This is a genomic window from Streptomyces sp. NPDC042371 (genome assembly GCF_056437465.1).
Genome location: NZ_JBWKAP010000021.1, coordinates 62,270 through 74,720, shown reverse-complemented (window position 1 = coordinate 74,720; position 12,451 = coordinate 62,270). Strand labels below are relative to the sequence as shown.

General features: G+C 72.1%; 14 protein-coding genes. 9 read left to right on the top strand and 5 right to left on the bottom strand.

The genetic code is table 11. The features are described 5' to 3' along the window. Window positions 1-88: 88 nt before the first annotated feature. The 8 genes from AC068B_RS38625 (at window position 89) to AC068B_RS38590 (ending at window position 7,216) form a co-directional block, all read left to right on the top strand. Window positions 89-1,255: a PP2C family protein-serine/threonine phosphatase gene (locus tag AC068B_RS38625; RefSeq protein ID WP_478676136.1), complete on the top strand. Its 1,167-nt coding sequence runs from the start codon at window positions 89-91 to the stop codon at window positions 1,253-1,255. Between the two features lie 205 nt (window positions 1,256-1,460). After that, window positions 1,461-1,871, top strand: a complete 411-nt coding sequence (locus AC068B_RS38620; protein WP_478676135.1) for an ATP-binding protein — start codon at window positions 1,461-1,463, stop codon at window positions 1,869-1,871. Window positions 1,872-1,982: 111 nt separating this feature from the next. Beyond that, window positions 1,983-2,129 carry a hypothetical protein gene (locus tag AC068B_RS38615; RefSeq protein WP_478676134.1) on the top strand — a complete coding sequence of 49 codons (147 nt, stop codon included), beginning with the start codon at window positions 1,983-1,985 and terminating at the stop codon, window positions 2,127-2,129. Continuing rightward, on the top strand, window positions 2,126-2,737 hold the full coding sequence (locus tag AC068B_RS38610) for a PRC-barrel domain-containing protein (RefSeq protein ID WP_478676133.1): 612 nt from the start codon (window positions 2,126-2,128) through the stop codon (window positions 2,735-2,737). The genes AC068B_RS38615 and AC068B_RS38610 overlap by 4 nt, the downstream gene beginning before the upstream one ends. After that, window positions 2,734-3,159, top strand: coding sequence for a PRC-barrel domain-containing protein (locus AC068B_RS38605; protein WP_478676132.1), 426 nt, complete (start codon window positions 2,734-2,736; stop codon window positions 3,157-3,159). Before AC068B_RS38610 ends, AC068B_RS38605 begins: the two co-directional genes overlap by 4 nt. Window positions 3,160-3,426: 267 nt before the next feature. Next, window positions 3,427-4,659, top strand: coding sequence for a sensor histidine kinase (locus AC068B_RS38600; RefSeq protein WP_478676131.1), 1,233 nt, complete (start codon window positions 3,427-3,429; stop codon window positions 4,657-4,659). Further along, on the top strand, window positions 4,656-5,315 hold the full coding sequence (locus AC068B_RS38595; protein WP_478676130.1) for a response regulator transcription factor: 660 nt from the start codon (window positions 4,656-4,658) through the stop codon (window positions 5,313-5,315). The genes AC068B_RS38600 and AC068B_RS38595 overlap by 4 nt, the downstream gene beginning before the upstream one ends. 128 nt (window positions 5,316-5,443) lie before the next feature. Further along, a complete protein-coding gene (locus AC068B_RS38590; RefSeq protein WP_478676129.1) occupies window positions 5,444-7,216 on the top strand; it encodes an SGNH/GDSL hydrolase family protein in 1,773 nt (590 codons plus the stop codon). A 20-nt stretch (window positions 7,217-7,236) separates the two neighbouring features. On the opposite strand, the gene AC068B_RS38585 is transcribed toward AC068B_RS38590, so the two are convergent. Genes AC068B_RS38585 through AC068B_RS38570 form a run of 4 tightly spaced genes read right to left on the bottom strand, consistent with a single transcriptional unit; the run spans window position 7,237 to window position 10,385 of the window. Next, a complete protein-coding gene (locus AC068B_RS38585) occupies window positions 7,237-8,016 on the bottom strand; it encodes an exodeoxyribonuclease III (RefSeq protein WP_478676128.1) in 780 nt (259 codons plus the stop codon). A 30-nt stretch (window positions 8,017-8,046) separates the two neighbouring features. Beyond that, on the bottom strand, window positions 8,047-8,679 hold the full coding sequence (locus AC068B_RS38580; RefSeq protein WP_478676174.1) for an MBL fold metallo-hydrolase: 633 nt from the start codon (window positions 8,677-8,679) through the stop codon (window positions 8,047-8,049). 55 nt (window positions 8,680-8,734) lie between these two features. Then, window positions 8,735-10,042 (bottom strand): bifunctional 3-oxoadipate enol-lactonase/4-carboxymuconolactone decarboxylase PcaDC, encoded by a 1,308-nt coding sequence (pcaDC, locus tag AC068B_RS38575; protein WP_356248676.1) that lies wholly within the window; start codon window positions 10,040-10,042, stop codon window positions 8,735-8,737. Between the two features lie 16 nt (window positions 10,043-10,058). Continuing rightward, window positions 10,059-10,385 (bottom strand): hypothetical protein, encoded by a 327-nt coding sequence (locus tag AC068B_RS38570; RefSeq protein WP_478676173.1) that lies wholly within the window; start codon window positions 10,383-10,385, stop codon window positions 10,059-10,061. On the opposite strand from AC068B_RS38570, the gene AC068B_RS38565 reads away from it, so the two are divergent. Further along, window positions 10,359-10,601 (top strand): hypothetical protein, encoded by a 243-nt coding sequence (locus AC068B_RS38565; protein WP_478676175.1) that lies wholly within the window; start codon window positions 10,359-10,361, stop codon window positions 10,599-10,601. The two genes, AC068B_RS38570 and AC068B_RS38565, sit on opposite strands and share 27 nt — an antisense overlap. A gap of 16 nt (window positions 10,602-10,617) precedes the next feature. Here AC068B_RS38565 and AC068B_RS38560 read toward each other — a convergent pair whose 3' ends face one another. Then, on the bottom strand, window positions 10,618-12,321 hold the full coding sequence (locus AC068B_RS38560; RefSeq protein WP_478676127.1) for a lytic transglycosylase domain-containing protein: 1,704 nt from the start codon (window positions 12,319-12,321) through the stop codon (window positions 10,618-10,620). Between the last annotated feature and the right edge of the window lie 130 nt (window positions 12,322-12,451).

The following is a 12,451-nucleotide window of genomic DNA, read 5'->3' as shown; positions in this document are numbered from 1 at the left end:
CAATGGCCCTGTCAGTCGCTGAGGCATGGCGGACGCTCGGCCCCTTCCCGCACTCCCGACCCGAACCGGAACAGGTGGTACCCAACAGGTGGACAGATTCACGGCTGTGGAACGCGCCCTGCGCAAATCCGCACCGCACGCTCTTCTCGAAACAGTGCGGGACGCGCTCGTCGGGCAGTACACAGCCTGCTCGGTCGACCTGCTCATGGCCGACTACGCGATGACCATACTCCAACCGGTCAACGCGCTCCCGCACACGGCAGCACCCGTGGCGGTCCACACCAGCCCGGCCGGACGCGCCTTCGGCGCACAGGAACCGCACATCGAGCCCGGCCCCCACGGCGCTCCGGTCACCGTCCACCTCCCGGTGAGCGTGCGCGGCGACCGCATCGGCATCCTCAGCGTCCGCCTCCCCGCGGATGCCTGCGACACCGCGGTCGTACGCGACCTCGGCGACGTCGCAGAGGTCCTCGGTCACGAGATCGTCGTGGCCGAGCGGGACACCGACCTCTACCTCCAGGCGCGCCGCGCAGACCGGCTCACCCTCGCCGCCGAGATGCAGTGGCAGCTGCTGCCCGGCCGGTCCTGCTCCCGTCCCGAGTACGACATCGGCGCCCAGCTCGAACCGGCGTACGCGATCCACGGCGACAACTTCGACTGGTCGACCTCCGCCGACCAGCTCACCCTCACCGTCACCAACGGCATGGGCGAGGGCATCGAGGCCGCGCTCCTCACCAACCTGGCCGTCAACGCGCTGCGCAACGCCCGCCGGGCCGGACTGTCGCTCAGCGACCAGGCCTGCCTGGCCGACCAGGCCGTCTACGGCCACTACCAAGGCGCCGTGCACCTCTCCACGCTGCTCCTGTGCTTCGACCTCGCCACGGGAGAAACGGAGATCATCGACGCGGGCTCCCCGCGGATGTGGCGCGTGCGCGGCGGCAAGGCCGAGCCCATAGAGCTGGACGGGCAACTGCCGCTCGGCATGTCCGAGGACACGCCCTACACCGTGGAGCGCTTCCGCGTCGAGCCCGGCGACCGGCTGCTGTTCGTCAGTGACGGTGTCTACGACGTGGCGTCGCCGACGGGCGAGCGCTACAGCGAGCGCGCCCTCACCCGGGCGATGACGAGCACCCGCCTCCTGCCGCCCTCGCAGGTTCCGCGCGCGGTGCTCCATGAGCTCTCCGGCCACCGCGGCCCCATCGACGCCGACGACGACGCCATGATCCTGTGCATGGACTGGCGGGGACGCCCCTGAGGGCCTGTGTCCTCGCCCTGGCCGGATCAGTGGGCGTCGTCCGGTGCGTGGGAGTGCGTGCCGGACGACGCCCACCCGGCCGGGGTCATGACACAGGCTCTGAGGCGGGCGTGACGCATACCGGCCAGGAATGAGGGAGTTGAATCCGCCATTGTTCGGGCAGGCGTTCCTTTCGGGACGGCCGTCCCGAGCAAGGAGGAGCCTCATGCGGACGCAGCGCGCACCGCTCACCCGACCGCCGGAAACGGCCACGTTCGACAAGAGACCCGAAGCGGTCGCCGACGCACGGGACCTCACCCGTGCCTTCGTCGCCGGGCTCCATCCGGCGGTCGACGACCAGAACGCGTCGAGCATCGAGCTCGTCGTCTCCGAACTCGTCACCAACGTGGTCCGGCACGCCCGCGGCACCCTCTGTTCCCTGCGCCTGCAGGCCCGCAGGGACGTGATCACGGTCGCGGTCTCCGACGCCGACCCACGGCTCCCGCAGGCCCGCGAGCCCGATCTCGCGGGCGGTACGGGCGGGTTCGGCTGGCCGATGGTCCAGCACCTGGCGCGGGTGGTGACCGTCAGCCTCGACGCGACCAGCAAGACCATCCGGGCGGAGCTCGCGCGGTAGCGGGCCGGCGTCGCGCGGCAGGCGGGCCGCCCCAGGACGCAGGTGACTGTGGACCGGCACGGGGTATCCGGTCCCCATGGCTTCGTTCCTGGTCACTCCGGGAGGTGGACGATGGTCTGGTGGGCGTATGTGATCGCCGCGGTCGTCGTGGTGGGTCTGTTGGTCGCCACGGTGGTCGGCGTGCAGGCCCGGCGGCGCGGCGGGGGCGTGATCGTGGTGCGGCGCGGTCGGCGTCCAGGACGAGGGAGGGTCCGGTGACGGCCTCCGTCCCGGCGGCGTTGCTGCAGGCCGGTGACCTCACCAAGCGTCCGGTGGTCACGTTGGGCGGCGAGGCGGTGGCCCAGGTCAAGGATGTCGTGCTCGACGGCGCGGGCGGCCGGATCGCCGGGTTCACGCTGGCCGGGCGGGGGCTGCTGTCCGGTCCGCTGCGCAAGAGCCTGCCGTGGTCCGCGGTGCACGCCCTGGGTGTGGACGCCGTGATGATCGCCTCGGCCGAGGCGCTGGAGGGCAGGTCCGCCGTCGCCTCCTGGGAGGAGGCCTCCGGCGGCCTGGTCCGCGGGGCGCGCGTGCTGACGGACCGTGGGGTGCAGGTGGGCACCGTGCTGGACGTGGTGGTCGAGGCGGGCCCCGAGGGGCGGGTGGTCGGCGTCGCGATGACCTCGACGGAGGCGCTGGGCAGGCAAGGGCGCAAGGTGTTCCTGCCGCTCGGCGGCCGCCCCGCCCTGACCGGCGACACGTTGCTGGTCCCCGCGCAGGACACCGAGCACGTCGTGGAGGAACTCGGCCAACTGGCCACGGCCTTGTGGCGCAAGCGGCTCACCGGTCCGGGCGGACCCCGCGTCACGGGTGAGGAGCGGACCTCATGATGCTGCTCAGCCAGGCCGTGGGCCGCCCGGTCGTCAGCTCGGCGGACGCCGCTCAGGTCGGCACGGTGGCCGGTCTGGTCCTCGCGCCGGAAGAGGCCCTGATCACCGCTGTCCGGCTGGACGGGGTCAAGGGCGGCGCCGACGTCGTCGCCTGGGCGGACGTGCACGCGGTGGGGCCGGACGCGGTGGTCATCGGGGCGGCCTCGGCGGCCCGGTTCGCCTCCACGGACTCCTCCGAGAGCCAGGACCTGCTCGGCAAGCGCCTGTTGACGGAACTGGGCGACGCCGTCGGGACCCTCGCCGACGTCGCCTTCGACCCGGATTCCGGCCGCATCGACACCCTCCACAGCTCGCGCGGCGAACGCATCCCCGGCCACCGGCTGCTCGGCGTCGGCTCGTACGCCGTGGTGGTCCGCGTCTGACCCTTCCGATCGGATGCCGGAGCAGGTCGCTCAGACGACGGCGCCGCCCTCGACGAGCCGCAGCCACGCCTCGTACGGCATCGTGTGGTCGAGGACCGCCGCCGCCGTGCCTCAGGAGCGCGCCGAGCGCCATTCCGGCCAGCGCGGACACCGGTGCGAGCAGCGCGGACGCGATGACGAGCCGCCACGCGCCGGGGCCGCTGTCGACCGTGGTTGTACAACCGTGGATCGATTCCCTGAACGAGTCCCCCTGGCTACGATCGGCGCATGTCAGCCGCCCCGCCGTTCTCCCTGCTCAAGCACGCGCCGCCCGGCCTGTGGGTGGCCGTGTCCTGGTGTCTCGGCATGGCCTTCGGCGCGCGTGACGACTTCGGGATCTCGTGGCTGCCGACGAGCTCGGAGCCGGAGCCCGGGCCGTGGGAGTGGCTGCTCGTGGCCGCGGCCGTCGGGACGGCGCTGTCCGCGGGACGGCTGCTGAGCCGCCGCCCCCTGGTCTGTCTGGGGCTGCTGATCGTCGCCTCGTTCGCCGCGACCCTCGCGATCGGCGAGACGAACATCGGGTTCCTGCAGTACGCGGCGGTCGACATCGCCATGGGCTACGTCGTGGCGACCGGCACGCGCCGGGACCACATCGCCGCCGTCGCCCTCGCCCTCTGCGTCCTGCCGGGCTACGCGTTCCTGCGCCAGGCGCTCGGACTCCCCCTGCGCCTCGAACACACCATCACCTCCAGCTGGTCGGACTGGCAGATCTTTGCACTGACGGCCGCCGTCGCCTGGCTGGTCGGCAACTCCGTGAGCAGGACCCGCGCCTACACGGAGCGGCTCGGCGCGCAGGCCGCCGCGCAGGCCGTCACCGCCGAACGGCTGCGCATCGCCCGGGAGATGCACGACACCGTGGCCCACAGCATCGGCATCATCGCCCTCCAGGCGGGCGCGGCCGCCCGGGTCGTCGAGACCCAGCCCGCCGGTGCGCGCGAGGCGATGACCGCCGTGGAGAAGGCGGGCCGGGACACACTGGCCGGGCTGCGGCGGATGCTGGTCGCCCTGCGCGAGACCGAGCCCGGCCAGGGCCCGGACCGGGAGCCGGTGCCGCGCGGACCGGCCGAGGGGCTCGCGGACGTGGACAGGCTGGCCGCGTCGACGACGGCCGCCGGGGTGCGCGTGGACGTGGTGTGGCAGGGCGAACGGCGGCCGCTGCCCGCGGACATCGACCTGTCGGCGTTCCGCATCGTCCAGGAATCCGTCACCAATGTGGTGCGGCACGCGGGCGTCGCGTCCTGCACCGTGTCCGTGGACTACCGCGAAGAGGAGCTCACCATCGAGATCGAGGACAGCGGACGGGGCGGCGCCGCGCCCGCCCACGGCACCGGATTCGGCCTGGTCGGCATGGGCGAGCGAGTCGCCCTGCTGCACGGCGAGTTCAGCGCCGCTCCGCGCCCCGGCGGCGGCTTCCTGGTGAGTGCCCGGCTGCCGGTACCGGCCACGGCGGGTGCCCGGTGACGATCCGCGTCCTGCTGGTCGACGACCAGCCCCTCGTCCGCACCGCCCTGAGCATGGTCATCACCGAGGCCCCGGATATCGAGGTCGCGGGCGAGGCCGCCTCGGGCGACGAGGCGGTCCAGCGCTGCGCCGAACTGCGCCCGGACGTCGTGGTGATGGACATCCGGATGCCGGGCATGGACGGCATCGAGGCGACCCGGCAGATCACGTCGGGCGCCGCGCCCGCGCACGTCGTCATCCTGACCACGTTCGACGACGACGATTACGTGTACGGGGCGCTGCGCGCGGGCGCCGCCGGATTCCTCGTCAAGGACATGGCCCTGGACGACATCCTGGCGGCGGTGCGCACCGTCGCGACCGGCGACGGACTGATCGCGCCGAGCGTCACGCGCCGCCTCATCAAGGAGTTCGCGGCACGCCCCGAGTCCGCGCCGCCGCGCGGGGCTGCGATCTCCGGCATCACGGACCGCGAGCGCGAAGTGCTCACCCTGGTGGGCCGCGGCCTCTCGAACACCGAGATAGCCGCGGAGCTCTGTCTGAGCGTCGCCACCGCGAAGACGTATCTGACCCGGCTCCTGGCGAAGCTCGACGCCAGGGACCGGGTGCAGCTGGTGATCATCGCGTACGAGAAAGGGCTCGTGTCGGCGGATCGCTGAAAGACAGGCTCTGACGGCCCCCTCTTCCCTTCCGGTGAGTTCGCGTCGTGTTCACGCGTCCCTCATTGACTCGCCTCCCGCGCCTCCTTAGCTTCATGGCGCAGCTGCCAACGCGGGAGGGGACTGTCGTGCGCCGACGTATCTGGGGGGCGGCCGCCGCGCTCACCCTGTTCACGTGCCTGGTACCGGTGACCTCGGCGCAGGCCGCGGCACCGCACAGACCCGGGCCGCTCCCCCTGGAGCGGCTCTTCGACAACCGCGCGGTCAGCGACGACACCCGTCCCGCCGACGCGGACTTCGACGGATCGGGCGGCTCCCTGTCCGCACGGGACCTCGACGCCGCGGGCTGGACCCCCGGGCGGTCCCTTGCCGTTGACGGGGCCCGCCTCAGCTGGCCGCGCACCGCGCCGGGCACGCCGGACAACGTGCGCGCCGACGGGCAGCCGGTGCGGGTGCGCGGCCGCGGCGACGCCCTCGCCTTCCTGGTCGCAGGCACGGGCGGCGACGCGAGCGGCACGGGAACGGTCCGGTACCGGGACGGCTCACGCGGCAGCTACCGGCTCACCGCGCCGGACTGGCGCTCCGGCCCGCTCGCCACGAAGTCCGTCGCCCTGCCGCACATCAACACGCCCGGCGGCCAACTCGCCGATAAGGCACGGCTGTACGTGGTGACGGTGCCGCTGGCCCGCGGGCGCGAGGTCGCATCGGTGCACCTGCCGCGCGACCCGGGCGCCGCGGATCTGCACGTGTTCGCCCTGTCGGTGCGGGCCGGGACGAAGGGCTGGACGGGCACCTGGTCGGCGTCGACCGCGGGGTACACGGCGGTGGGGCCCTGGGCCGACCGGACGGTGCGGCTCGTCGTGCACACGAGCACGGGCGGGCCGCGGGTGCGCATCCGGCTCGACAACACCTTCGCGGCGGCCCCGGTGCGGATCGGCGGCGCGACGGTGGCGGTGCAGGAGTCCGGGGCGGGAGCCCGGGGCGAGCCGCGGCGGCTGTCCTTCGGCGGCGCCGCGGGCACGGAGCTCCCCGCAGGTGTCCAGGCGTTCAGCGATCCCCTCGACTTCGACGTGCCCGCCGACGCGAACCTCCTGGTCAGCTTCCACCTGCCCGGTCCCGTTGCGGCGGCGCCCGTGCACAGCCAGGCCATCCAGCAGTCGTACGTCAGCGGCCCCGGCGACCACGCGGCGGACGGCTCCCCGGCGGCGTACACCTCGACGATCACGACATGGCCGCTGCTCACGGGCGTCGACGTCAGCGGCGGGCCCGGGTCCGTGGTGCTGCTCGGCGACTCGATCACCGACGGCGTGAAGTCGACACAGGACGCCAACCGGCGCTGGCCCAACGTCCTTGCGACGCGGCTCCTGAACCAGTCGGAAGTCCCTCGGTACGGCGTGCTCAACCAGGGCATCTCCGCGAACCGCGTGGTCGCCGACCGCTACCCCGGGGACGGCGTCTCCACCGACACGGGCGGCGTGAGCGCCCTGCACCGGCTGGACCGCGACGTCCTCGCCCAGACGTCGGCGCGCACCGTCGTCGTCTTCGAGGGCATCAACGACGTGCGCTGGGGCGCCTCGGCGGACCAGGTGATCGCCGGGCTCCGGGAGGTCGCGGACCGCGCGCGGGCACGCGGGCTGCGGACCGTGGCGGCGACGATCGCGCCGTGCGAGGGCGAGTCCCTGTGCACGGCGGCCGCGAATCAGCAGCGGGAGGCCGTCAATGCCTATCTGCGGGGCGGTGACGCCTTCGACGCCGTGCTCGACTTCGACGCGGTGCTGCGGGATCCCGCACACCCGGCGCGGATCCTCCCCGCCTACGACAGCGGGGACCATCTGCATCCGGGCGACACGGGCCTGGCCGCACTGGCGGACTCCGTGGACCTGCGCCTCCTCGTGCCCTGAGGCCTCAGGACCGCCCCGCCTCAGACGTCGAGGTCGACCACGACGGGGGCGTGGTCGGAGGCACCCTTGCCCTTGCGCTCCTCACGGTCCACGTACGCATCGGAGACCGCCTTCGCGAACGGCTCGTTCCCATAGACGAGGTCGATGCGCATGCCCCTGTTCTTCGGGAAGCCGAGCTGGCGGTAGTCCCAGTACGTGAACGGGTGGGCGTACTTCAAGGGGCGGGGCATGACGTCCGTCAGGCCCGTCTCGCGCAGCGCCGTCAGGGCGGCGCGCTCGGGCTCGGAGACGTGGGTGGCGCCGACGAAGAGGGCCGGGTCCCAGACGTCGTCGTCGGTCGGTGCCACGTTGAAGTCGCCGAGGACCGCGAAGGGGCGGGGGCCCGCCGCGTCCGTGGCGATCGCCGCCTTCAGGGCCTCGAACCACTGCAGCTTGTAGGCATAGTGGGCGTGGTCCACCTCGCGGCCGTTCGGCACGTACACCGACCAGAGGCGGAGGGGGCCGCAGGTCGCGGAGACCGCGCGGGGCTCCTCCGCCCCGTCGTACTCCGGGCCGCCCGGGAGGCCCTTGACCACGTCTTCGAGGCCGACCTTGGAGACCAGTGCGACGCCGTTCCACCGCCCTGTCGCGTTCACCGCCGATTCGTAACCCAGCTCGCGGAGCTCGTCGGCGGGGAACTGCTCGGCCGTCGTCTTGGTCTCCTGGATGCACAGCACGTCCGTGCCGGTGGCCTCCAGCCAGGCCAGGAGCCTCGGCAGCCGAGCGGTGATCGAGTTCACGTTCCAGGTCGCAATGCGCATGCCTCACAACCTACCGGGCGGCACTGACAGTCACAGTTCCGCCGACTGCCCGGGTGTCAGACGCAGGTGCTCGGCCCCGCCGAGACCGCCGATCTGGTTGTCGTAGATCGGCCGGGCGAGGTCGGTGAGGAGCGCGTCGTGGATGTCGTAGGCGCGCTGCGGCTTGACCTCGCGTACGTAGTCGATCACCTCGGAGATCTTGTTCCAGGGGGCCATGACGGGCAGCATCAGCGTCTCGACGGGCTGGTCGGGGACGGTGAGCGCGTCGCCCGGGTGGAAGACCGAGCCGTCGACCAGATATCCGACGTTGGTGATCCGCGGGATGTCGGGGTGGATGACCGCGTGCAGTTCGCCGTGCGCCTGGACGTCGAATCCGGCGGCCGTGAACGTGTCGCCGTGCCCGACGGTGTGCACGCGTCCGGGGAAGGCGGCCGAGATCTGGTCCGCGACGGACCTGAGGGTCCAGATCTCGGTTCCGGGGCGGGCCTCCATGGCGGCCCGCAGCCGGTCCTCGTTGAAGTGGTCCGGGTGCTCGTGCGTGACGAGGATGGCGTCGGCGCCGAGCGCGGCGTCCTCCTCGCTGAAGCCGCCGGGGTCGACGACGAGCGTGTGCCCGTCCTTTTCGAGGCGCACGCACGCGTGGGACTTCTTCGTGAACGTCATGCGCGGTGCGCGCCCGGCCCTGCTCTGGGGAGATGTCGTCATGTCTCCCATCCTGCTACTCCTGCGGCGTGGTTTCCTCACGGATCACTGCCTGCGCGACCTTGAACGCGGAGTTGGCCGCGGGGACGCCGCAGTAGACGGCGGCCTGGAGCAGCACCTCCTTGATCTCGGCCGGGGTGAGGCCGTTGCGCAGCGCCGCCTTGGTGTGGAAGGCGAGCTCGTCCAGGTGGCCGCCCGCGACGAGCGCGGTGAGCGTGACGCAGCTGCGGGAGCGGCGGTCCAGGCCGGGCCGGTTCCAGATCTCGCCCCAGGCGTAGCGCGTGACGAGTTCCTGGAAGTCCCCGGAGAAGTCGTCGGCCGCGGCGAGCACCCGGTCGACGTGCGCGTCGCCGAGGACGTCGCGGCGCACCTTCATCCCCGCGTCGTACAGATTCGCTCCCACGCTGCCCGGCACGGCCTCGGGCTGCTCCGCGGGGCCGATCTCGGCGACGGGCGCGACGGGCACGGGCGGCGGGGCGAGTACGGGCTTGAGGGGCGGCGCGGAGATGGCCGACTGGCCGCCGGAGGTCGCATCGGGGGCGGGCTGCCAGGCCGAGGAGAAGTGCCGGACCAGGAGGTCGGTGACGGCGCCGGGCTGCTCGACGGGCGCGAGGTGAGAGGCGCCCGGCACGACGGCGAGCCGCGCGTCGGGGATCCCCGCGACGAGCGTGCGGGCCTCGCCCTGGCCGGTGACCTGGTCCTCCGACCCGACGAGCACGAGGGTGGGGACGCCTATCCTGCCGAGCTCGGCGCGCACGTCGAAGGCGGCGAGGGCCTCGCAGGCGGCGATGTAGCAGCCGGGGTCGGTGGTGCGCACCATCTGCACGGCCCAGTCGGTGATCGCGGGCTGGGCGGCGGCGAAACCGGGCGTGAACCACCGGTCGGGGGCGGCACGGGCGATGGGGTCGAGCCCGTTGCTGCGCACGATGACGCCGCGCTGACGGAACTCGTCGGCGGTGCCGAACCGCGGGGAGGCGGCGATGAGGCCGAGCGAGGCGACGCGGTGCGGGTGGCGCAGGGCGAGCTCCGCGCCGATGGCGCCCCCGAAGGCGCAGCCCGCGTAGCCGAAGCGGTGCACGCCGAGCTCGTCGAGCGTGGCGAGCAGCCGGTCGGCGAGCTCTCCGACGGAGCCGCACGGGTGCGCGGGCGCGCCGCCGTGTCCGGGCATGTCGAAGCGGAACACCCGCCAGTGCCGGATCAGGTCGGGGATCTGCCGGTCCCACATGTGCCATGTGGTACCGAGAGAGGCACCCAGGATCAGGACTGGGGCGTCCTCCGGCCCGTCGAAGCGGTACTGCAGGGTGTTCTTCGGTGTCTCGCTCACCCGCCCGACCCTCTCATCAGTCACGACAGCCCCTATAACAGGGGGTCGGTAGAGACCGACTTGACCAGGTTGAAGACCTCTCGGGCGGCATATCGCTTGAGGCATCGGATGATCTCACGCCGGGTCTTGCCCTCCTGGGTGCGGCGTTCGTAGTACACCTGGGTGCGCGGGTCGTGGCGCAGCCGGGTGAAGACGATGCGATGCAGGTCGGCGTTCGCCTGCCGGTCCCCGCCGTGGTTAAGCCGGCGCGTGCACCGGCGGCCGAGGAGTACTCGACGGGGCTGACTCCGCACAGGGCGGCGAAGGACGCCTCGGTGTGCACCCGCTCGGGATTGTCTCCCATGGTGATCAAGAGCGTGACGGCGCTGTCCGGGCCGATGCCCACCGGTGTGAGCAGTTGTGGGGCGTGGTGTTCGAGGATCCGGGTCAGGCGCTGATTCAGTTCATCGATCTGCGCCGTGAGTTGCTCGATGCGCTGGGCGAGCATGCTCAGGGTGATCCGGGGACCTCGGAAGGTGGCGCGGACGGGGTGGTTGGTATGAGGAGCGGGGTGTTGTGAGGGTCTTCGCGACAAGTCATGGAGCAGTCGCTGCGGGGTGGACGGTGAGGGGGATATCGAGTGCGGCGCCGCCGGGTGCCATCAGCCGCAAGAGGTATCCGCCGGGTGTCAACCCAGCGTGGAGAGCTGGTACCTGGGCTCGGCCGTCGACATCGGTCGCGCTCAGAGTGCGGCTGTGCTGAGCATGCCCTTGCCCGTCGGTGAAGTGCGGCCCAGCAGCGAGGGGGCGGCCCTCTTGAGTCAGCACGGTGGCGGTGAGCACCACGCGAGGAAGTGCCGATTCGTGGCGGGTGGCGCGGATGGTGAGCTCGTCGGCGAGCTCTATGCCTGCCTCTGCTGCGACAGGGGTGTCGCCGAGGAGCGTGAGCTGGTCGGCCTCCCGGGCGGTGACCCTCGCTGTGAACTGGGCCTTGGCTGATGAGTGTTCGATGACAACAGCATGCAGGGTGAAGGTGCCGGGTTGTCCGCCGGCGCTGAGGCGTGGTGTCGTCGCGATGCCGCGTCGGTCGGTGGTGACGGTGACCTGACGGGTGCCGTCAGGGAAATGGGCTTGGGTGGTGCCGGAGATGGTGTACAGGACCTCTACGCCGGCGGCGGGAGTGTTGTCCGTCCGGTGGGCAAGAGTCCTGGCAAGCTCGGGAAAGTCCTCGTCTGCGGTTGCCGTCAGATCGGTCGGCCCGATAACGGACAGGCGGTCCACCGGTGCAGGGCGTGTGGGCGTCGTGGGTTTGGGGTTGGGTTTCGCAGCGTGCTTATGCGGCATCGCGGACTGCGGCTTCCGCAGGCCGGGCGTCGCCGTGGTTCCGCGTGACGTTGGCGCACTGGGCAGGGTGTTGGGGGCAGCGCGGTGACCCCGGGCGCGGTGCTGGCGGCCACTCTCCTTATGCGCCCTCTGCGTGTCGCCGGGGTCGTCGCTCGCTTCGGCGCCCGTGGGGCGATGGGTGTGCTGCTGGTACTGGCGCATCCAGGCCAGGACCGTATTCACATACCGGCGTGAGTTGTTGTAGCTCAGGACTGCCCGGTCCAGCTTCTTCGCGTCGGACAAGTCGCGGTCGCCCGAGCAGAGGTACAGGCCGGCTGCGAGGGCCGCATCGTGGATGTTGTTGGGGTCGCGCCTCCCGTCGGCGTTGCCGTCCGCGCCCCAGGTCTTCCAGGTGGAGGGGATGAACTGCAGCGGCCCCACTGCCCGGTCGAACTCCCCGTCGCCGTCCCACTGACCGCTGTCCGTGTCGTGGATGAGCGCGAAGTCCTTGCCGTCCAAGCGTGGCCCGAGGATGGGGCGCCTCGTGGTGCCGTCGGAGGCGAGGCCATAGCCCTGGGCATGTTCGGATTCGACGCGGCCGATCCCGGCGAGCAGTTCCCAGGGCAGGTGACAGGAGGGCTGGATGGTATCCAGGATCTCGGCTGCGTTCTTGTACGCGTCGAGAGCGACGGCCGGGATTCCGGCCGAGGCATCGTTCCCCGGCCCACTGCTTCCGGATTGTCCGTTGAGCGGGGGCAGTTCAGTGATGTAAGGGCGGCGGGGTTCGGCCTGGTCCGATGCGTCCCCGGCGGGGGTCTCGTCTGCGTCGGCGGTGGGGGCCGTTACGGCGCCGGTGGCTGAGGCGAGGGTGGCGGCCAGGACGAGGGCGCAGGCGGTGGGGCGCCAGGTGCGGGTGAGGCGGTGGCCACCCGGACGGGGGCGGAGGCGACGGTGGCGGGAGTGGGGACGGTGGTGCACGGGGTGAAGTCCTGAGTCGAGGTGGTACTAGGGTGCGCGCGGCAAGATGCGGGATACGAGGGCGTGGCGGCGCGCAGTTCGAGGAGGTGGGGAGGCCCATCGCGGGGCCTCCCCACTCGTCATGCGAGTT

Bases quoted from the DNA above. Each gene is read 5' to 3' on its own strand.
- AC068B_RS38620 (WP_478676135.1), top strand. From the start codon at position 1,461: ATGCGGACGCAGCGCGCACCGCTCACCCGACCGCCGGAAACGGCCACG.
- AC068B_RS38615 (WP_478676134.1), top strand. From the start codon at position 1,983: ATGGTCTGGTGGGCGTATGTGATCGCCGCGGTCGTCGTGGTGGGTCTG.
- AC068B_RS38605 (WP_478676132.1), top strand. From the start codon at position 2,734: ATGATGCTGCTCAGCCAGGCCGTGGGCCGCCCGGTCGTCAGCTCGGCG.
- AC068B_RS38600 (WP_478676131.1), top strand. From the start codon at position 3,427: ATGTCAGCCGCCCCGCCGTTCTCCCTGCTCAAGCACGCGCCGCCCGGC.
- AC068B_RS38585 (WP_478676128.1), bottom strand. From the start codon at position 8,016: ATGCGCATTGCGACCTGGAACGTGAACTCGATCACCGCTCGGCTGCCG.
- AC068B_RS38580 (WP_478676174.1), bottom strand. From the start codon at position 8,679: ATGACGTTCACGAAGAAGTCCCACGCGTGCGTGCGCCTCGAAAAGGAC.
- AC068B_RS38570 (WP_478676173.1), bottom strand. From the start codon at position 10,385: ATGGGAGACAATCCCGAGCGGGTGCACACCGAGGCGTCCTTCGCCGCC.